14 protein-coding genes are annotated in these 20,490 nt (G+C 72.1%); 4 read left to right on the plus strand and 10 right to left on the minus strand.

Annotation, left to right across the window (positions count from 1 at the left end; translation table 11 throughout):
* Positions 1 to 279 precede the first annotated feature (279 nt).
* The 3 genes from obgE to rplU all read right to left on the minus strand — a co-directional run bounded on the left by obgE (position 280) and on the right by rplU (position 2,407).
* Positions 280 to 1,716 carry a GTPase ObgE gene (gene obgE, locus ABZZ38_RS27160; protein WP_356744600.1) on the minus strand — a complete coding sequence of 479 codons (1,437 nt, stop codon included), beginning with the start codon at positions 1,714 to 1,716 and terminating at the stop codon, positions 280 to 282.
* Positions 1,717 to 1,817: 101 nt separating this feature from the next.
* Positions 1,818 to 2,072, minus strand: a complete 255-nt coding sequence (rpmA, locus tag ABZZ38_RS27165; RefSeq protein WP_356744602.1) for a 50S ribosomal protein L27 — start codon at positions 2,070 to 2,072, stop codon at positions 1,818 to 1,820.
* A gap of 14 nt (positions 2,073 to 2,086) precedes the next feature.
* On the minus strand, positions 2,087 to 2,407 hold the full coding sequence (gene rplU / locus ABZZ38_RS27170) for a 50S ribosomal protein L21 (protein ID WP_356744604.1): 321 nt from the start codon (positions 2,405 to 2,407) through the stop codon (positions 2,087 to 2,089).
* Between the two features lie 324 nt (positions 2,408 to 2,731).
* On the opposite strand from rplU, the gene ABZZ38_RS27175 reads away from it, so the two are divergent.
* The 4 genes from ABZZ38_RS27175 to ABZZ38_RS27190 all read left to right on the plus strand — a co-directional run bounded on the left by ABZZ38_RS27175 (position 2,732) and on the right by ABZZ38_RS27190 (position 6,857).
* On the plus strand, positions 2,732 to 3,499 hold the full coding sequence (locus ABZZ38_RS27175; protein WP_356744606.1) for a polyprenol monophosphomannose synthase: 768 nt from the start codon (positions 2,732 to 2,734) through the stop codon (positions 3,497 to 3,499).
* A 146-nt stretch (positions 3,500 to 3,645) separates the two neighbouring features.
* Positions 3,646 to 4,902 carry a hypothetical protein gene (locus tag ABZZ38_RS27180; RefSeq protein WP_356744608.1) on the plus strand — a complete coding sequence of 419 codons (1,257 nt, stop codon included), beginning with the start codon at positions 3,646 to 3,648 and terminating at the stop codon, positions 4,900 to 4,902.
* Positions 4,903 to 4,970: 68 nt separating this feature from the next.
* Positions 4,971 to 5,582: an acyltransferase gene (locus ABZZ38_RS27185; protein WP_356744610.1), complete on the plus strand. Its 612-nt coding sequence runs from the start codon at positions 4,971 to 4,973 to the stop codon at positions 5,580 to 5,582.
* 114 nt (positions 5,583 to 5,696) lie between these two features.
* A complete protein-coding gene (locus ABZZ38_RS27190) occupies positions 5,697 to 6,857 on the plus strand; it encodes an acyltransferase (protein ID WP_356744612.1) in 1,161 nt (386 codons plus the stop codon).
* Positions 6,858 to 6,933: 76 nt separating this feature from the next.
* Here ABZZ38_RS27190 and ABZZ38_RS27195 read toward each other — a convergent pair whose 3' ends face one another.
* From ABZZ38_RS27195 to ABZZ38_RS27225, 7 genes are all read right to left on the minus strand, one after another.
* The gene (locus ABZZ38_RS27195) at positions 6,934 to 8,217 is read right to left on the minus strand and encodes a nucleotide sugar dehydrogenase (RefSeq protein ID WP_356744614.1); all 1,284 of its coding nucleotides are present in this window, start codon (positions 8,215 to 8,217) and stop codon (positions 6,934 to 6,936) included.
* Positions 8,214 to 9,845: a glycosyltransferase gene (locus ABZZ38_RS27200; RefSeq protein ID WP_356744616.1), complete on the minus strand. Its 1,632-nt coding sequence runs from the start codon at positions 9,843 to 9,845 to the stop codon at positions 8,214 to 8,216. Before ABZZ38_RS27200 ends, ABZZ38_RS27195 begins: the two co-directional genes overlap by 4 nt.
* Complete coding sequence (locus ABZZ38_RS27205; protein ID WP_356744618.1) at positions 9,842 to 11,428, minus strand: glycosyltransferase family 4 protein; 1,587 nt, start codon at positions 11,426 to 11,428, stop codon at positions 9,842 to 9,844. Before ABZZ38_RS27205 ends, ABZZ38_RS27200 begins: the two co-directional genes overlap by 4 nt.
* Positions 11,429 to 11,448: 20 nt before the next feature.
* The gene (locus ABZZ38_RS27210; RefSeq protein WP_356744620.1) at positions 11,449 to 14,037 is read right to left on the minus strand and encodes a glycosyltransferase; all 2,589 of its coding nucleotides are present in this window, start codon (positions 14,035 to 14,037) and stop codon (positions 11,449 to 11,451) included.
* A 104-nt stretch (positions 14,038 to 14,141) separates the two neighbouring features.
* Positions 14,142 to 15,158 carry a Gfo/Idh/MocA family oxidoreductase gene (locus tag ABZZ38_RS27215; RefSeq protein WP_356744622.1) on the minus strand — a complete coding sequence of 339 codons (1,017 nt, stop codon included), beginning with the start codon at positions 15,156 to 15,158 and terminating at the stop codon, positions 14,142 to 14,144.
* Positions 15,155 to 16,276 carry a DegT/DnrJ/EryC1/StrS family aminotransferase gene (locus ABZZ38_RS27220; protein WP_356744624.1) on the minus strand — a complete coding sequence of 374 codons (1,122 nt, stop codon included), beginning with the start codon at positions 16,274 to 16,276 and terminating at the stop codon, positions 15,155 to 15,157. The genes ABZZ38_RS27215 and ABZZ38_RS27220 overlap by 4 nt, the downstream gene beginning before the upstream one ends.
* A gap of 401 nt (positions 16,277 to 16,677) precedes the next feature.
* Positions 16,678 to 20,490: Rne/Rng family ribonuclease (locus ABZZ38_RS27225; protein WP_356744626.1), on the minus strand; the 3,813-nt coding region annotated here is incomplete at its 5' end.

A 20,490-nucleotide genomic window follows, 5' to 3' on the forward strand; every position in this document is an offset into this window, starting at 1 on the left:
GGGAGCCGTGGAACGCCTGCCCGACGCCACGCGGCCGGGCGCCCGAAGGCACCCGGCCACGTGGTGTGAGAGGGAGCGTGGCCGCGGGGAAGGGGCTGGCCGGGGAAGGACTTCCGGGACCGGAAGGAGCGGGGTCCCCGGACCGGAAGACCCCCGGGCTCGGAAGGGGTCCCGGACTCGGAAGGTGCCGTGCTTGGAGAGGGTCCTCGGAGGAAGGGGTCCCGGCCCAGAGGGACCCCCGGACCGGAAGGGCTCCCGGGACGGGGCGGGCCTCCCGGACTAGAAGGGCTCGAAGCCCTCGAACTCGCGCTGCGCCTCGTCACGCTCCGCGTCGCGGTCCTTGCGGCGCTGGGCGGCGGGACGCGGGGCCTCGAGCCGGTGGTCCTCGCCGCGGCGGCCGAGCATCTCGGCGCCCGCCATCATCGTGGGCTCCCAGTCGAAGACGACCGCGTCGTCCTCGGAGCCGATCGCGACGCCGTCGCCCGCGCGGGCGCCCGCCTTCATCAACTCGTCCTCGACACCGAGGCGGTTGAGGCGGTCGGCGAGGTAGCCGACGGCCTCGTCGTTGTTGAAGTCGGTCTGGCGCACCCAGCGCTCCGGCTTGTCGCCGCGCACCCGGTACAGCCCGTCCTCCTCGCGCGTGACGGTGAAGCCCGCGTCGTCGACCGCCTTCGGGCGGATGACGATCCGGGTCGCCTCCTCCTTCGGCTTGGCCGCGCGTGCCTTGGACACGATCTCGGCCAGCGCGAAGGACAGCTCCTTCAGGCCCAGGTGGGCGACGGCCGACACCTCGAAGACGCGGTAGCCGCGCGCCTCCAGGTCCGGGCGGATCATCTCCGCGAGGTCCTTGCCGTCCGGGATGTCGATCTTGTTGAGGACGACGAGGCGCGGGCGGTCGTCGAGGCCGCCGTACTGCCGCAGCTCCTCCTCGATGACGTCCAGGTCGGAGACCGGGTCGCGGTCGGACTCCAGCGTCGCCGTGTCCAGGACGTGCACCAGCACCGAGCAGCGCTCGACGTGGCGGAGGAACTCCAGGCCGAGGCCGCGGCCCTGGCTGGCGCCCGGGATCAGGCCGGGGACGTCCGCGATCGTGTAGACGGTGGAGCCGGCGGTGACGACGCCCAGGTTCGGGACGAGGGTCGTGAAGGGGTAGTCCGCGATCTTGGGCTTGGCCGCGGACAGCACGGAGATCAGGGACGACTTGCCGGCGCTCGGGTAGCCGACCAGGGCCACGTCGGCGACGGTCTTGAGCTCCAGGACGATGTCGCCCGACCGGCCCGGCTCGCCCAGCAGCGCGAAGCCCGGCGCCTTGCGGCGGGCCGAGGCCAGCGCCGCGTTGCCGAGCCCGCCCCGGCCGCCCTCGGCGGCGACGTACGACGTGCCGTGTCCGACCAGGTCGGCGAGGACCTCGCCGTTCCTGTCGAGGACGACCGTGCCGTTCGGCACGGGCAGGACCAGGTCCTGGCCGTCCTTGCCGGACCGGTTGCCGCCCTCGCCGGGCTTGCCGTTCGTCGCCTTGCGGTGCGGCGAGTGGTGGTAGTCCAGCAGCGTGGTGACCGACTGGTCGACGACCAGGATCACATCGCCACCGCGGCCGCCGTTGCCCCCGTCGGGGCCGCCGAGCGGCTTGAACTTCTCGCGGTGGACGGAGGCACAGCCGTGGCCTCCGTTACCCGCGGCGACATGCAGCTCGACGCGGTCCACGAAGGTGGTCATGTCCTGTGCCTCCAGTTACGTAGGAAATGTCTTCGGTGTAACACGCGAAAGGCGGACCCGCTTCCCGTACGGGAAGTGAGGTCCGCCTCCGCGAAAATGGCTTAGGCAGCCGGAACGATGTTCACGACCTTGCGGCCACGGTGCGTACCGAACTCGACCGCACCGGCCTGCAGCGCGAACAGCGTGTCGTCGCCGCCACGGCCCACGCCCGTACCGGGGTGGAAGTGGGTGCCACGCTGGCGGACCAGGATCTCACCGGCGTTGACGACCTGACCGCCGAAGCGCTTCACGCCGAGCCGCTGAGCGTTGGAGTCGCGACCGTTCCGGGTGGACGATGCGCCCTTCTTGTGTGCCATGTCTCCTCAGTCCCTTACTTCGCAGCCGCGGGGATGTCCGTCACCTTGATCGCCGTGTACTGCTGACGGTGACCCTGGCGGCGGCGGTAGCCGGTCTTGTTCTTGTAGCGCAGGATGTCGATCTTGGCGCCCTTGTGGTGGTCCACGACCTCGGCCTGGACCTTGATGCCGGCCAGCACCCACGGGTCGCTGGTCACGGAGTCGCCGTCGACAACGAGCAGGGTCGAGAGCTCGACCGTGTCGCCAACCTTGGCAGTGGAAATCTTGTCAACCTCAACGATGTCGCCGACAGCAACCTTGTGCTGGCGACCACCGCTGCGCACGATGGCGTACACGGTTCTCTCCTCGCTCGTGAACGGAAACTCCTGATGCCAGCCGCTCGCACGGACCGGCGAGGTCCGTGACTGTTCCGGGTGGATGAGCGGCCTCTCCGACCCGGGCCGGGGCCCACCGGAGGAAGGTGCTCAGGAGTTGGCGCGCATGGAAACACGCCGACGGTCAAGGTTACGGGGCCGGGGGTGGAGGGTCAAACCGGGCGGCCACGCCGCCGGCCGTGTGCGACGTCTCACCACCCCGCCGCCGCCCGTGGTCAAGGCCGTATGCTCCCTCCAGCAGTCCGGCCGCCCCACGCGCTGGTGCGAGCAAGAGGTGAAGCAGCAGTGAACGGCGACGGCCAGAGGACGCCTCCGGAGAACCCGGGCCCGGTCCTCGTGATCATTCCCACCTACAACGAGGCCGACAACGTCGCGCCGATCGTGACGCGCGTGCGGTCCTCGGTGCCCGACGCGCACATCCTGGTCGCCGACGACAACAGCCCCGACGGCACCGGCAAGATCGCGGACGAGCTCGCCGCCGCGGACGACCACGTCCACGTGCTGCACCGCAAGGGCAAGGAAGGGCTCGGCGCCGCCTACCTGGCCGGGTTCCGCTGGGGCATGGACCGCGGCTACGACGTGCTGGTCGAGATGGACGCCGACGGCTCCCACCGCCCCGAGGAGCTCCCCCGGCTGCTCGACGCGCTGCCCGGTGCCGACCTGGTCCTCGGTTCCCGCTGGGTGCCCGGCGGCAGCGTGGTGAACTGGCCGAAGTCGCGCGAAATCCTCTCGCGGGGCGGCAGCCTGTACTCGCGCCTCCTGCTCGGCGTGCCGATCCGTGACGTCACCGGCGGCTACCGCGCCTTCCGGCGCACCACCCTGGAGGGGCTGGGCATGGAGCAGGTCGCGTCCCAGGGCTACTGCTTCCAGGTCGATCTCGCCTGGCGCACGGTGAAGTCCGGCTTCCGCGTGGTGGAGGTCCCGATCACCTTCGTCGAGCGGGAGCGCGGCGACAGCAAGATGAGCCGCGCCATCGTGATCGAGGCCCTGTGGCGGGTCACCGCCTGGGGTGTGGCCGGCCGGCTCGGGCGCCTGTTTCCACGGCGCGGCTGATCCGGCACGCTCGTACCGGGTCCGGCCGGTCCGGCACGCCCCGTGCCCGTACCCGTACCCATGGCGGGCGCAGGGTGACGACCGCGTACGTACTCCCACCTCCCACCTCCCAGCAGCACAGCAGCACGCAGCAGAGAGAGCGCCAGATGTCGGGACTGCAGACGTCGACGACCCCGGCCGCCCGGCCGCGAGCCGGTCATGGGCGCCGACGGGCACATTCCCCCGGAACGCCCGCCGGGAGGTTCGTCGGCCGCGTCGGCCGCGCCCTGTCCCGCGCGTGGCCCGCGCTGGCGGTCTACGCGCTCGTCCGGTTCCTGGGCGTGGCCGCCGTGGCTGCGCGGGCGGACGACGCCGGGACAGGCCTCGGCACGCTGCTGGCGTCGCGGTTCGACACCGTCTATTACGTGCACATCGCCCAGTACGGTTACGCGGCCCCCATGGCCGAGGGCTGCTCCGTCCAGGGCCCGCTGTGCAAGTACGCGTTCTTCCCCCTGTACCCGGCGCTCATACGCGGCGCCTCCGAGGTGCTGCCCCTCCCCGTCACCACGGTGGCCTGGGGCATTTCCATAGCCGGTTCGCTGCTCGCCGCGTGGGGCATCTTCGCCGTCGTCGAGCGGCTCGCCGGCCGTCGCGCCGGAGTCGTGGCCACCGCCCTGTGGGGCATCGCCCCGCACGCCATGGTCGAGTCCATGGCGTACACCGAGCCGGTGTTCACCGCCCTGTGCGCGTGGGCGCTGTTCGCGGCGGTCACCCGCCGGTGGGTGTACGCCGGGGTGCTCGCCTCACTCGCCGGCCTCACCCGTCCCTCCGGGTCGGCCGTCGTGGCCGCGGTCGTGCTCACCGCCCTGTGGACGCTCCTGGTCGCCCGCCGCCGTCGGGAACCCGACGCCGCCCCGCCGGATCGCACCGCGTCACTGCTGGCCGCCGTCGTGGTCGCGCCCCTGGGCTGGTTCGCCTGGTTCGGCTGGGTCGGATACCGGGCGGGCGACTGGCGCGGCTACTTCCAGTTGCAGGAGCGGTGGGGCAGCACCTTCGACGGGGGCGGCTTCACCTTCCACCGGATCGCCGAGATCTTCCTCAAGATGCCGCTCAACCTGAACACCGCCGTGGGCGCGGCGACCGTCATCGCCGCCGTGGTGATGTTCGTCGTCTGCGTCCAGCAGCGCACGCACCCCGCCCTGCTCATCTACGCCGGGATCCTGCTGCTCATCGCGGTGGGCGGCGCGGGCTACTTCCACTCCAAGGCGCGCTTCCTGCTCCCCGCCTTCCCGCTGCTCATCCCGGCGGCGCGCGCCCTCGCGGCGGCCCGGCCCGCGGTCATGTGCACGCTGCTCGGGGCGGGCACGCTCCTTTCCACCGCCTACGGGACCTATCTGATGCTGGTCTGGCGGTTCTCCCCGTGACCCGCGGCCCGGTCCGGGCCTCCACGTATGCTCACCCTCGCGAAGAGGCACGGCGAAAGGCATTCAGAGTGAACTACAGGGTCCAGCCCACCGCGCAGGTCGACGAGACCGCCGAGATCGGAGCCGGCAGCAGCGTCTGGGAGCTCGCCCAGATCCGCGAGAAGGCGCGCCTCGGCGAGGGCTGCGTGGTCGGGCGCGGCGCGTACATCGGTACGGGCGTCCGGATCGGCGACAACGTCAAGATCCAGAACTACGCCCTCGTGTACGAGCCCGCCGAGCTCGCCGACGGGGTGTTCGTGGGCCCGGCCGTCGTCCTCACCAACGACCACAACCCCCGCTCGGTCGACCCCGAGGGCAACCAGAAGCGCGGCGGTGACTGGGAGGCGGTCGGCGTCACGGTGGCCGAGGGCGCCTCGCTCGGCGCGCGCTCGGTGTGTGTCGCGCCGGTGCGGATCGGCCGCTGGGCGATGGTCGCGGCCGGCGCCGTCGTCACCAAGGACGTGCCGGACTTCGCGCTGGTCGTCGGCGTACCCGCGCGGCGCGTCGGCTGGGTCGGCCGGACCGGTGTGAAGTTGGTGGAGCGCGCCGGTGAGGACGGGGTCTGGGAGTGCCCGCGCACCGGTGAGCTGTACCGCGAGACCGCCGACGGCACGCTCGTCGAGGCCACCGAGGCCGGCTGACGCCACCCGGTGGACGATTCACACGATCCGAGGGGGCCGGGCCACCGGCCCCCTTCCCCCTTTCGGACGCATACGATGACCGGGTTCACCGGCGCCCGACGCAAGCGAGGCGACATGTCCCAGACCGACGTCCAGGCTCCCGGCCGGGCGGAGACCACCGTCGCGGCCGCGCCGCCGCCGCAGGCCCGCGCCGCCGGCCCGCCGCCGCGGCTCTACGCGCTGGACGCCCTGCGGGTGGTGGCCGCCCTGTCCGTCCTGGCGTTCCACTTCACCGGTGTCGACGCGGCCACGAAGGCCAACTGGGGTGTGAACCCCAAGGAGTTGTTCCCTGGCCTCTTCCCGGTGACGTCGTACGGCTCGTACGGTGTGCAGCTCTTCTTCATCATCAGCGGTTTCGTCATCTGCCTCTCCGCCTGGGGCCGCACGCCGGGGCAGTTCGTCCGGGCGCGGTTCCTGCGGCTCTTCCCGGCGTACTGGTTCTCGGTGGTCCTCGCCTTCCTGGTGTGGCGGGCCATCCCGGACGGCCAGCGGAAGATACCGAGCGTCAGTGACTCCCTCACCAACCTGACGATGTTCCAGGTGCCGCTGTCGGCGCAGCACCTGGTCGGCGCCTACTGGACGCTGTGGGTCGAGCTCACCTTCTACCTGGTCTTCCTGGTCGTGGTCTGGAAGGGCCTGGACTACCAGCGCGTCTCCGTCTTCTGCTGGGTGTGGCTGCTGGCCTGCGTGCTGGCGCAGCAGGACCAGGACGTGCCGCTGCTGGGCATCTTCGCCCAGCCCCTCAACACGGCCCTGTTCGTGGCGGGCATCGCGATGTACCTGATGTACCGGTTCGGCCCGGACCTCAAGCTGTGGGGCCTGCTGGGGGCGAGCTGGCTGGTGATGCAGAGCGACCTGGTCGAGCACGCCGACCACCTGCGGCACGACAAGGGCATGGACCGCGACCCGTACATCGCGCTGGCCCTGGTGACCCTCTTCTACCTGCTGGTGCTCGCCGTGGCGCTGCACAAGCTGGACCGGGTGAACTGGAAGTGGCTCTCCACCGCGGGCGCCCTGGTCTACCCGCTGTACCTCCTCCACGAAGAGCTGGGCTGGGCCATGATCCGCCGGCTCTACGGGCACCTGGGCGCCTGGCCCACGCTGCTCCTCACCACCGGCGCGCTCATCGTCGCCTCCTGGCTGGTGCAGCGCTTCGTGGAGCGGCCGTCCCAGCGGTGGCTGCGCAACGCCCTGGACAAGGAGTCGCGCGCCCGGGCGGCGAAGACCGCCCACTGACCGGATCGGCGCGTACGACAAGGGCCTCCCCCCGCATCGCGGGGAGAGGCCCTTCGTGTGTGCCGGGAGCGGCCGGTCAGCCGCCGATGACGACGCGGCGGACGCCCTGCCAGCGGGCCGGGTCGGTGGTGCGGCGGCCGTCGACCAGGACGGTGACGTCCGGCAGGTCGGAGGCGGCCAGCTCGCGGTACTCGGCGTGGTCGGCCTGGAGGATCGCGGCGGTGACCTTCTCGCCCCGGTGCGGGGCCAGGCCGTGCGCGGCCAGCTCCTCGGCCGTGTACATCGGGTCGGAGACGAACGGCACCGCGCCGCGCGCCTTGAGCGCCTCGACGACGCCGAAGACGCCGGAGAACGCGGTCTCCTTGACGCCACCGCGGTAGGCGGCGCCCAGCACGAGCACGTGGACGTCCTTCAGGTCGCCGTAGGCGGCGGCCAGCAGGTCGACGGCGTACTCCGGCATCGCGGCGTTGGCCTCACGCGCCGAGCGCACGACGGTCGCCTCCGGGTCGTTCCACAGGTACATCCGCGGGTAGATCGGGATGCAGTGGCCGCCGACGGCGATGCCCGGCTGGTGGATGTGGCTGTACGGCTGGGAGTTGCAGGCCTCGATGACCTTCTTGACGTCGATGCCGTTCTTGTCGGCGAAGCGGGCGAACTGGTTCGCCAGGCCGATGTTGACGTCGCGGTACGTGGTCTCGGCCAGCTTGGCCAGCTCGGAGGCCTCCGCGGTGCCCAGGTCCCACACGCCGTTGGGGCGCGGCAGGTCCTCGCGCTCGTCGAAGTCGAGCACCTGCTCGTAGAACTCCACACCGCGGGCGGCGGACGCCTCGTCGATGCCGCCGACCAGCTTGGGGTAGCGGCGCAGGTCGGCGAAGACACGGCCGGTGAGGACGCGCTCCGGGGAGAACACCAGGTGGAAGTCCTCGCCGGCGGTCAGGCCGGAGCCCTCCTCCAGCATCGGCGCCCAGCGGGTGCGGGTCGTGCCGACCGGCAGGGTCGTCTCGTACGAGACGAGGGTGCCGGGCTTGAGGCCCTTGGCGATCGCCCTGGTCGCGGCGTCCATCCAGCCGAAGTCCGGGGTGCCCTCGGCGTCCACGAAGAGCGGGACGACGACGACGACGGCGTCGGACTGGGCGACGGCGGCGGTGGTGTCGGTGGTCGCGGACAGCAGCCCGGCGCCGACGGTCTGCTTGAGCAGCCGGTCCAGGTCGTGCTCACCCGGGAAGGGCTCGGTGCCGGCGTTGACCAGCTCGACGACCTTCTCGTTGACGTCGGCGCCGATGACCTTGTGGCCCTTGACGGCGAACTGCACGGCGAGCGGGAGGCCGATCTTGCCGAGCGCGACTACACAGATATTCATCGGGTCAGTTTCCTCTTCACACGGGACATCGTTTGGCGCAGTCGCTTGCCCACGCCGAGCGCAGGCTCCCAGAGCGGAGCCGTGGTGATCACCAGCCGTCCCTTGGGGTTGGCGTTGGCGGAGGCCCGGTACGGGACCATCTCCCGCCAGCGCCGGGCCAGGGGCAGCGGCAGGCCACCGACCGGTACCGGGATCTCATACATAGAGCCTGCCACGTCCACGTAGACGCGGACGCCGCGCGTGGCCCGCTGCGGCTCGACCGGGACACGGGCCCGCAGCACCGTACCGGTGCCGTCCGCCGTCTCCTCCCGGGTCAGCTCACCGACGGGCTCCGCCAGGGCGGTGTCCGCCGGCAGCCGGCGGGCACCGGGCTTGTCGGCGCTCTTGGGCATCGCCTTGGCCGCCAGCCGGATCACGGCCGAGCCGGTCTCGCCGGTGACCGGGATCCGTACCGCGAGGCGGACGGCCAGGTGCTCGCCGTCCTGGTCCCAGTCGGCCGAGACGAGCTCCGTACCGGCGGCCAGCTGCCTGGGGACTGCTTCGGCGATGACCTCGAAGAGCCGGTCGGGCAGGCCCAGGCGGTCATCCCGGAAGCCGGGGTAGCGGGCGAAGGCGCGGCCGTTCTCCAGCAGGAACGGCGGAGGGCCGTGCTCCGTCTCGTCGGCGATGGCGCGCACCAGCTCGTCGACGGCACCGCGCTGGGCGAGCCCGATGCGTACGCGCCGCTTCACATCCAGTTTGTCGCGGATCGCGTCGGTGAAGTACGCGTCGGCCAGCCGGGCTATCCCGGCGCACACCTCGCGCCGCGTCTCGCGGTCCAGGGACGGGAAGTCCTCCTGGATCAGCTTGGCGAGCTCCCAGGTGAAGTGGCGCTGGAAGACGGCGTCACGCTTCGGCCCGGCCTCGATCAGCTCGGCCGCGCGGCGCATGATCTCGCTCACGCAGTGGAGGCGGGCCAGGTGGTTGGCGCGGTACGTGATGTTCGACGCGTCGCCGCGCTTGACCGCGTAGTAGCAGGTGTAGTCGGCGACGACCGAGATCCTTCGGGCCCGGACGCACGCCTCGATCGTGAACGGCTGGTCCGAGCCGACCGGCATGTCCTCGGGGAAGCGCAGCTTGTGCTGCTCCACCAGCTCGCGCCGGAACAGCTTGGTGTTGGCCAGCGTGAAGGGCAGCGCCGAGTCGTACAGGCTGACGTCCGGGTCGCTCTTCTTGTAGAGCGCCTGGTGGACGTAGCGCCCGTTGGTGCCGACCATCTTGCCGACCACGACGTCCGAGCCGTGCTCGTCGGCGGCGGCCACCATCCGCTCCAGCGCTTCCTCACCGAGGTAGTCGTCGGAGCCGATGAAGTACACGAAGCGGCCGGTGGCCACGTCGAGCGCCCGGTTGCTCGGTGCCGCCGGGCCGCCGGAGTTCTCCTGGTGGATCACCTTGACGGTGCCCGGGTAGAGCTCGGCGAACCGGTCGAGCTCCTGGCCGCTGTCGTCCGTGGAGCCGTCGTCGACCGCGACGATCTCCAGCCGCTCCCGCCCGATGCTCTGGTTGACGAGTGAGTTCAGGCACTCGGTCAGGTAGGGCATCGTGTTGTAGACGGCGACGACGACACTGACGTCAGGGGTGGTCGTCACGCTCCGGCCCCTGGGGTGTCGGAGGAGACCAGCCGGGTGTAGAGCGCGTCGAGCACCTCGGCCTGCGCCTCCCACGTCCACGTGTCGAGGAGACCCGGCTTGTCGTAGGCGGCCTTGTACTTCTCCGGGTCGGCCAGCACGGCCTTCACCGCGCGGACGAAGTCGTCGGTGTCCTCGGCGGTGAAGACCTCGCCCTGCCCGGTGGCGCGGGTGACCTCGGACATGGTCTTCACGTCGCTGACGACCAGCGGCAGCCGGGCGTGCGAGTACTCGAAGAACTTCGTGATCAGCGCGATCTCGTGGTTCGGCCAGTGGTGGATCGGGATGCAGCCCACGTCGGCGGAGGCCAGGAAGCGGACGACCTGCCAGTGCGGCACGTACGGGACGGCGTGCACCCGGTCGCCCGCGCCCAGCTCCTCGGCACGCCTGAGCAGACCCTGGATGTACCCGGCGGCCGGGCTGGGGACCACGAACGCGATGTGCACGCCCTCCAGCTTCGGCAGCGCCTCCACCATGTCACCGAGGCCGCGCTGGGGGCCGGGGGAACCGCTGTAGACGATCAGCGGTACGTCCGGGCCGATGCCGCACAGCTCCCGCAGGTCCGGCGCCGGCTCGCCGTCGCCCACGAGGGCGTCCGACTCGACCGGCTTGTCGGGGGCGTTGAGCACCACCGTGGGCTGCTCGCGCAGTCCGTGGCGCTCACGCAGCAGATCGGCCAGCCCCTCGGAGACCGTGACGACGGCGTCGGCGTACGGGGCGTACTCGCTCTCGTGGGCGGTGTTGCCGGGGATCCAGCGGGCGTTGTCCTCCCAGGGGCGCACCCCCGGCAGGAACTCGTGGGCGTCCCACACCAGTTTGACGTCACGTCCGGCCGCCCTCGCCCGGACCGCGGCGCGGGCGCCGACGCCCAGCATGCGGAAGTCGTTGGCGTGGATGAGATCGGGCTTGAGGGCGTCGATCTCCTTGCCGTAGGTCAACTCGTAGTCCCACAGGCCCGGTTCCAGCCTGCGCCAGGCGCGGTTGCCCTTCGCGGCCCTCCAGACGGCCGTGAACGCCCGGTCCAGCGGACCGTTCAGCCGGCGGCCCGCCTTCTGGGCGGCGCTGGTCTGGCGGGACCGGAACGACACCCAGCGGAGCATGAACCTGGAGGCCGGACCGGCGACGAGCAGCCGGGCCGCCTCCGTCCTGCGGAACAGCGGAGAGCCGACGGCCTGCGGTGCGACCCGCAGCGCCGCCCGCCGGGTGGCGACATCGGCGCGCCACGCCTTCACCCACTGGCGCCGGTAGGCGGCGAGCGGACCGGGCGGGTAGGCGAGCGGACGGCGCAGCGGTGAGCGGTGCCGCTCGGCGTGCCGCTTGGCCAGCGGGGTCTTCAGCGGCAGCAGGCGCACCTCGGCCTCGCCCAGCTTCCAGCTGCGGCCCTTGCCGGCACGCACCAGCCCGAGCAGGACCACGTCCCAGCCGGCCGCGGCGGCGGACTGGGCCGCCTTCTGCACGCGGGAGTCGCCCTCGACCTTGTTGTCGACGAGCATGACGACGCGTCCCTTGGTGGGCCGGGGAGCGTCGGCGCTCTGCGTTTCCATCGTCAGCCTTTCCGGACCGATCACTTGAGGAAGCCGCTCAGGACCTGCGCGGTCCAGGCTCCATCGTGGTACATGTGCGCGAAGTCCACGGAGTCCCGGCCGATCCTGGCCGTCTTCTCCCGCTCCCCGACCAGCGACTCCAGCACCTCGCGCAGGGTGTGCGGGGTGGCGCTCACGATCGGCAGGGCGCCGTCCGTGGCGGCCTTCACCTGCTCGCTGATGTAGCCGACGACGGGCTTGCCCGCGGCCATGGCCTCGACCGCGAAGGTGCCGTAACTACCGGTGGTGAACTGGTCCAGTACGAGGTCGCACTCCTTGACCAGGTCGCGCATCTCGGCCCAGGGGATGCCTTCGGCCAGCCGGAAGTCGATGAGGCCCTTGTCGTGGAGCTCGGTGAGGACCGGCATGACGCGGTCCGTCCCCTTGGTCCAGCGCTTGGACGGCGCGTGCATGACGATGGGCCGCTTGCGCTCCATCACCGGGGCGTCGGTGGCCCAGGCGGCGACGTCCACGACGAGCGGCGTCCAGGTGGCGGTCGGCAGGTCGTCGAGCAGATCGGGGGTCGTCACGAACAGCGGCAGCCCGCTGTCCTCCGCGATCCGCCGGTTGCGCCGCGCCTTGGCCTGCAGCTTGGGCGCGATGCCCTTGGGGGCGTCCCGGAACAGCGAGAACTCGTGCCGCTCCAGGTGCTTCTCCGGGTCGCGGATGTCGCTGCCGTGCGCCAGCAGACCCACCTTGATCCCGGCCTTCTTCAGCGCCGGCAGGTCGCCGGCGACGGAGTCGCCGTTGAGCAGGCCGAAGACCGGCATGAACGCGTCGACCAGCAGGTGGGTGTAGCGGCCCACGACGCGCTGCACCTGCTCGAGCTGTACGTCCAGTTCGGTCAGCCGGGTCGCGTCGACGTACACGTCCGCCGGGTAGTCGAACGACTCCGGGCGCTTGTTCATCACGACTTCCACGGACACGTCCGGGTTGAGCCGCGTGATGGCCTGGGCGTACGCGGCTCCCTGGCCGGCGTAGTTGGCCGGGCCGAGGCCCAGCTTGACGCGGGTGCTGCCGAGCCGTCGCCAGCTCATCGTCCCGCCCTCACCGGAGGCGGTGGGCACGCGGACGTCACCGGGGGTCTCCTGGACCGTCCACGACAGCTCGGGGCGCGGCCCGGGCGGGGTCTTCCCGGACAGCTCGCGGTACAGCTCCAGCAGCCGGGCGCTCTGCCGCTCCCAGGAGAGGTCGGTGCGGACCTCCTCCGTGATGTTCGCCGCCAGCTGGACGCGGTCCTCCATGGCGCGGGACGCCGCACCGGCGAAGGTCCGCGGGTCGTCCCAGGTGAAGACCTCACCGAGGCGGTGCTCCTCCACGTACGCCTTGATGACCTTCACGTCGCTGGTCACCAGCGGCAGACCCGCCTGGAGGTACTCGGAGACCTTCGTCGGCAGCGAGACCTCGCAGTTGGGCACGCGCCGGAAGGGCGTCAGGCCCAGGTCCGCGGACGACAGGTAGTCGGCGACCTCGTGCTGCGCCACGTACGGCACCAGGTGGATCCGGTCGCGTACGCCGAGGGCGACCGCCCTGGCGAGCAGCTCCTCCAGCAGCGGGGTCGTCCGGCCGACCACCAGGGCGAGGTGGAAGCCGGGCAGCTCGGGCAGCCCGTCGATGACCGCGTCGACGCCGCGCTCGGGGCCGATCCAGCCGGAGTACACCATCAGCGGCACGTCGGGACCGAGGTTGCACGCCTCACGGACCGACGCCCGGGACTTGCCGGACCCGATCACCTCGCGGACCGGCGAATTCCCCACCACCAGCGGCAGCTTGCCCAGCCTGTGGTCGGCCTTGAGCAGCTCGGCCATCTGCGTGGAGACCGTGACCACGGCGTCGGCGCGGCGGATGAAGTCGGCCTCCAGGGCCGGCAGCGCGGCGGCCTGGCGCGGGTTGGGCCACTCCACGCCCTTGATGTACTCGTGTGCGTCGTAGAGCCAGACACAGCGGTGGCCGCGCGCCCGCAGCCGCGCGGCGCTGCGCGCGGCGGTCACCATCATGGTGGCGTCGTTGGCGTGGATGACGTCCGGCCGGAGCTCCTCGATGACCGGGCCGAAGGCCAGGTCGAGGTCGACCACCTGGGGCCAGTCCCGGTGCCAGGCACCGACCGGCTGCGGGGTCTTGGGGCGGCGGCGCTGCTCCCACTGGAACGCGCGCACGCGGAGCCGGTGCACGGCACGGCGGGCCCGCAGCAGCACCTTCAGGGAGGTACGGCGGGGCGTGCCGGACCAGGCGGTCTCCGCGGACTTCGCGCGGTCCCAGGCCCGGTAGGCGGCCCGGTAGCGCTTCAGCGCGGCCTGGTCGTGGAGACGGAACTGGGTGACGGCGGCCCGCAGCGGATGGGGCTTGTGCGCGTTCACCGACCGGAGGTAGTCCGCATCCACCGGGACTCTCACCACGTCGATCGGGCCCATCTTGGAGCGCTGCACCCGCTTGGTGTCGCTCCGGCCGATCAGGGTGACGTCCCAGCCGTCGCGGGCCGCTGCGACAGCCGTCTTCTGGACCCGCGAGTCACCAGTGATGCCATTGGCGACGATTACCGCGAGCCGCGGTCGACGGGCAGGGGATTCCATTGCGTACTTCCTCCGGATGGAAGTGGGAGTTCGGCGTCCCCGGCCTCGTCGCGGGACGAGACCGGGGACCAGGGGCTGGCGGCTCACCCACCGCCGCGGAGGGGTCAGGCGGTCGGCGTGCCGACGCCGTCGAACCGCACCGTGGTGCCGCTGTTGGCCGACTCGAGGACGGCGGCGGCCACCTCCACCGTACGCAGCCCCTGACGCAGGGTGCAGATGTCCCGCGACTCGCCGAGGACCGCGTCGCGGAAGAGCTCGTGCTCGACGAGGAGCGGCTCCCGCTTCGGGATCGCGTAGCGGATCATGTCGCCCTCGGAGACACCGCGGAAGGCGCGCAGCGCCTCCCACTCGGTCGCCACGGCCGCGTTGGAGTAGAAGGTGAGGTCGGCGGTGAGGGTGTCGGCGATGAAGCAGCCCTTCTCACCGGTGACGGAGGTGAATCGCTCCTTCAGGGGGCTGAGCCAGTTCACCAGGTGGTTGACCATCGTGCCGTCGGACAGCTGGCCCACGGCGGAGACCATGTCCTCGTGGGGGCGGCCCGACTTGGACACCGTGTGGGCGGCGATCGACGTGTACTCCTGGCCGGTCACCCAGCCCGTCAGGTCGATGTCGTGGGTGGCGAGGTCCTTGACCACGCCGACGTCCGCGATGCGGTGCGGGAAGGGGCCCTGGCGGCGGGTGACGACCTGGTAGACGTCGCCCAGCTCGCCGGCCTCCAGCCGCGAACGCAGCGAGCGCAGCGCGGGGTTGCAGCGCTCGATGTGGCCGACACCGGCCACCAGGTCGCGCGCCTCGAACGCCTCGACGAGGCGGCGGGCGCCCTCGACGGTGTCCGCGACCGGCTTCTCGATGAGCGCGTGGACGCCCGCCTCCGCCAGCTTCAGGCCGACTTCCTCGTGCAGCGCGGTCGGGCAGGCGACGACGGCGTAGTCGACGCCGAGGGAGATCAGCTCCTCGACGGTCGACAGGACGGGCGCGCCCTGCGCCCAGCCGTTCTTGTCACCCATGGGGTCGACGACACCGACGAGCTGTACGCCGTCCAGCCCGGCCAGTACGCGGGCGTGGTGGCGTCCCATCGAGCCGAGGCCGATCAGACCGGCCCGCAGTCCAGCAGCAGTCACAGGTTCTCTCCCAGCGCGTTCACGGCGGTGACGATGCGCTCAAGGTCGTTCTGGGTCAGCGAGGGGTGCACGGGCAGCGAGACGACCTCGGCGGCGGCCTTCTCCGTCTCGGGAAGGTCCCAGGTGCGGCCGGCCTTCTGGTCCGGCTCCCAGTAGGGCTTCAGACGGTGGATCGGGGTCGGGTAGTACACGGCGTTGCCGATGCCCGCCTCGGTCAGCTTCGCCATCACGGCGTCGCGGTCACCGGCCTGCACACGGACCGTGTACTGGTGGTAGATGTGCCGCGCGCCCTCGGCGACGGGCGGGGTCACGACGCCCGGCGCGGAGATGTGCTCGGAGAGGTACGCGGCGTTGGCGATGCGCTGCTCGGTCCAGCCCTGGAGCTTGGACAGCTGGACGCGGCCCACGGCGGCGGAGACGTCCGTCATGCGCATGTTGGCGCCGACGATCTCGTTGGCGTACCGCTGCTCCATGCCCTGGTTGCGCAGCAGGCGCAGGGTGCGGGCGATCTCGGCGTCCCCGGTGGAGACCATGCCGCCCTCGAGGGAGTGCATGTTCTTCGTCGGGTAGAAGCTGAACGTGCCGCCGGTGCCGAAGGCGCCGACCGGGGTGCCGTTCAGGGCCGCGGCGTGCGCCTGGCAGGCGTCCTCGACGACCGCCAGCTTGTGCTTCTCGGCGATCGCCATGATCTTGTCCATCGCGGCGGGGTGGCCGTACAGGTGGACCGGCATGATCGCGGCGGTGCGCGGGGTGATCGCGGCCTCGACGGCGGCCGGGTCCAGGTTGAAGCTGCCGGGCTCGATGTCGGCGAAGACGACGTCGGCGCCGACCAGGCGGACCGCGTTCGCCGAGGCGGCGAAGGAGAAGGACGGGACGATCACCTCGTCGCCGGGGCCGATGTTCATGGCCATCAGAAGAAGGTGCAGCGCGGAGGTGCCGGAGTTGACGGCAACACAGTGGCGGCCGTCGACCAGCGCGGAGAATTCCTCCTCGAAGGCGGCCACCTCGGGTCCCTGCACGACGCGGCCGGTGCGCAGTACGCGTACGGCGGCCTCGATCTCTTCTTCACCGATGACCGGGCGGGCAGCGGGGATGGGCTGCTCGTTGATGCTCGGCATGGAGTCCTCCTTGAACACCGCAAGAGCTCTTTGTGGCAGAGGTCTGGGGTGTGCGGACGTCTCTCGAGGCCGCGCGTACCCCTCCGGCGCGATGCCGACGCCCTACCGAGGATTGCTGGGACCGGTTGTCCCGGAACCGGGTCGGTCACCGGCCGTAGTCTCCGGGCGGGGCCCGCCCACGGCAGCAACCGGCGTCACATTATCAGGAATTTCCTAGTCAATTTCGGGCCCGTTAACGGTGGGAGGCATCGATTCCGAAACAAAATCCCGGCTCCGCCCCGGGTAATCCCGGGGCGGAACACGGAACGTTCCGGCGATGCTCACCAGCTGTTCAGCCGTCACCGATGGCCGATTCACGACCATCGGCTCACCGTGACGGTGGTCACGGCCGGCCGCCGCCCCTACTGCTCGGACGCGGCGGTCTTCTTGGCCGCACCCGCCTTCTTGGTGGCGGCCTTCTTGGCCGTCGTCTTCTTCGCCGCGGTCTTCTTGGCAGCCGCCGTCTTCTTGGTGGCGGCCTTCTTGGCCGTGGCCTTCTTGGCGGTCTTGCGAGCCGCCTTCTTGGCCGGAGCGGCGTCGTCCTCGGCGGGGGCCTCGGACTCCGCGGGCGTCCCGGGCACCTCCGGAGCCGGGGCCTCGGACTCCGCCGGGGCCTCGGACCGGGCGGGGGCCTCGGGCTCGGCCGGGGCGGCCTTCACCACGACGACCGCGGCTTCCTCGGCGCCCGACGGGGAGCCCGCGGGAGCGGTGACCTTGCGGACCACCCGGCGACGGGCGCGCGGCGGGGCGGCCACGGGGGCCTCCTCGGCGGCGGCCGGCCGCACAGGCTCGGGGGCGGCGGGCGCCGGGGCCTCGGGCTCGGCGACCGGTACCGGGGCCTCGGCCGCGGGCGCGGCGGGGGCCTCGGACACGGGCGTCTCGACCGGCTTCGGCGGGCCCGCCGGGGCGGTCGCCTTCCGGGTGGCGCGACGGCGGGTACGACCCTTGGGGGCCGCCTCCTCCTCCGCGAGGGCGAGGGCGGGAACCGCCTCCACCTCGATGGCCTCCGGGGCCACCTCGGCCACGGCCGGCTGCGGCGCGGGCTCCTCGGCGGCGCGCGGCGCGCCCACCGGGGCGGTCGCCTTACGGGTCGCCCGGCGACGGCCACGCCCACGGGACGCGGCGGCCTCGGCCTCCGCGACGCTGGAGTACAGCTCCTCGTCCGGACGGAACGCGGGCTCCTCCACCGCCACCGGAGCGGCGATCTCCGCCGCCACCTCGGCCTCGGTCTCCACCTCGGTCTCCAGCTCGGCCTCGGTCTCCGCATCGACGGACGCCGCCTCGAAGTGCTCGGCGTGCTCGGCCTCGGCCGCGCGGGCGCGCTTCTTGGCCCGCTTGCCGCCGTTGCCGCCGCCACCCGCGGTCGCCGGCTGCTCCATGTGGACGATGACGCCCCGGCCGTTGCAGTGGACGCAGGTCTCGGAGAAGGACTCCAGCAGACCCTGGCCCACCCGCTTGCGGGTCATCTGGACCAGGCCCAGCGAGGTGACCTCGGCCACCTGGTGCTTCGTACGGTCCCGGCCCAGGCACTCCAGCAGGCGCCGCAGCACCAGGTCCCGGTTGGACTCCAGCACCATGTCGATGAAGTCGATGACGACGATGCCGCCCAGGTCGCGCAGGCGCAGCTGGCGCACGATCTCCTCGGCCGCCTCCAGGTTGTTCCTGGTGACGGTCTCCTCGAGGTTGCCGCCCTGACCGGTGAACTTGCCGGTGTTGACGTCGACCACGATCATGGCCTCGGTCTTGTCGATCACCAGCGAACCGCCGCTCGGCAGCCAGACCTTGCGGTCCAGCGCCTTCATCAGCTGCTCGTCGATCCGGTACGACGCGAAGACGTCCACCTCGGACGTCCAGCGCTGCAGCCGGTCCGTCAGGTCCGGCGCGACGTGCGACACGTACCCGTGGATGGTCTGCCACGCCTCGTCACCGCTGACGATGACCTTGGAGAAGTCCTCGTTGAAGATGTCGCGGACGACCCGGACGGTCATGTCCGGCTCACCGTAGAGAAGGGTCGGGGCGTTGCCGCTCTTCGCCTTCCGCTGGATCTCCTCCCACTGCTCCTGGAGCCGCTCGACGTCACGGCGCAGCTCGTCCTCGCTCGCGCCCTCGGCGGCGGTGCGCACGATGACGCCCGCGTCCTCGGGGACGATCTTCTTGAGGATGGTCTTCAGCCGGGCGCGCTCGGTGTCGGGCAGCTTGCGGCTGATGCCGGTCATCGAGCCCTCGGGCACGTACACCAGGTAGCGGCCGGGCAGCGACACCTGGCTGGTGAGGCGGGCGCCCTTGTGGCCGATCGGGTCCTTCGTCACCTGGACGAGGACGGACTGGCCGGACTTGAGCGCGGTCTCGATACGGCGCGGCCCGTTGCCCATGCCGAGCGCCTCGAAGTTCACCTCACCGGCGTACAGGACGGCGTTGCGGCCCTTGCCGATGTCGACGAAGGCGGCCTCCATGGACGGCAGGACGTTCTGGACCTTGCCCAGGTAGACGTTGCCGACATAGCTGGTGGCCTGCTCCTTGTTGACGTAGTGCTCGACGAGCACGTTGTCCTCGAGCACGCCGATCTGGGTGCGCTCGCCGCTCTGGCGGACGACCATCACCCGCTCGACGGCCTCGCGACGGGCCAGGAACTCGGCCTCGGTGATGATCGGCACGCGGCGGCGACCCTGCTCGCGGCCCTCGCGGCGGCGCTGCTTCTTCGCCTCCAGGCGGGTCGAGCCCTTGATGGACTGCACCTCGTCGGACGGCTCGGCCTTCTCGCGCGCGGGACGCGGCTCGCGGACCTTGACGACCGTACGGACGCCGTCCTCCTCGGCAGCCGCCGCCGGCTCGGTCTCGGCGGACGCGTCACCACTGCGGCGGCGACGGCGGCGACGGCGGCGCGAGCTGCTGGTGCCGGCGGCGGACGGGGTGGCGGTGTCGTGCTCGTCGCCCTCGTCGCCGTCGTCGTCCTGCTCGTCGTCCGTCTCGTGCTCGTCGGGCTCTTCCTCGTCGTGGGCGGCGGTGTCCTCGGCGCCGTCGCTCTCGGCGGTCTCGCCACGACGGCGACGACGGCCACCGCGGCGGCGGCGACGGGACGGCCGGTCCTCGAACTCCTCGCCCTCCTCGACGCCCTCGGCCTCGGCCTCAATGACCTCGTCCGCCTCCTCGGGCTCCGCCGCCTCAACGGTGACGGGAGCCTCGACGCGCTCGACACGCTCGGGGCGCTCGACGCGCTCGGCGGTCTCGCCGCGGCGGCGACGGCGGCGACGGCCACCGCCGGTCTCGGCCGGCTCGGCGGCCTCGACCGGCGCGACGGCCTCGGTGACCTCGTCCTCCTCCTGCGCGGCCTCGGCGGCTGCGGCAGCGGCGGCGGTCTCCGGCGTCTGGAACATCGGCTCGTGGAAGACCGGGGCCTGGAACACGGCCACGGCGGGCCGCGCGGCGCGGCGGCGCTCCGGCTTCGGCTTCTGCTCCGGCTGGGTGGTGAACTCCGGGGCGGCGGCCCGGCTGCGCGTACGGCCACGGGACGCGGCCTTCTCGGCGGCGGCGACCTGCTCCTCGTCGGCGGCGATCTGCGCGACGGCGGCGGCGGGCAGGCTCTCGCCCTCCTCCGCGGCGGCGGCTTCCCCGTCCTGGACCTGCGGGGCTCCGGCGGGCGCGGTGGCCTGACGGGTGGCACGGCGGCGGGTGCGCCCACGCGGCGCGGCCTCCGTGGCCGGCTCCTCGACGGCGACGGCCGGCTCGGGGGCGGCGGCGGGCGCGTCGGCGGCGGCCTCGACCCGGGCCTCCTCGGCGGGCGCCTCGACGGGCTTCGGGGGTCCGGCGGGCGCGGTGGCCTTACGGGTGGCGCGACGGCGCGTACGGGCGGGAGGGGCGGTCTCCTCGGCGGGGGCCTCGGCGACCGGGCTGTCGGCGACCGCGGCCTCGGCGACCGGCGCCTCGTCCTGGCTCGCCTCGTCCTGGGGCTCCACCGGCGCCTCCACGGCCTTCGGCGGCCCGGCGGGTGCGGTGGCCTTGCGGGTGGCACGACGGCGCGGACGCGCGGGCTCGACCGGCTCCTCGGCGGTTTCCGGCGTCGCCGGGGCCTCCGCCGTCACCGGGGTCTCCTCGGCGGCGCTCTGCGGCGCACCGGTGGGCGCGGTCGCCTTGCGCGTGGCACGACGGCGCGGGCGCGCGGGCTCGGCCGCTTCCGC

It is taken from the genome of Streptomyces sp. NPDC006368 (assembly GCF_040612535.1).
Taxonomy (GTDB): domain Bacteria; phylum Actinomycetota; class Actinomycetes; order Streptomycetales; family Streptomycetaceae; genus Streptomyces.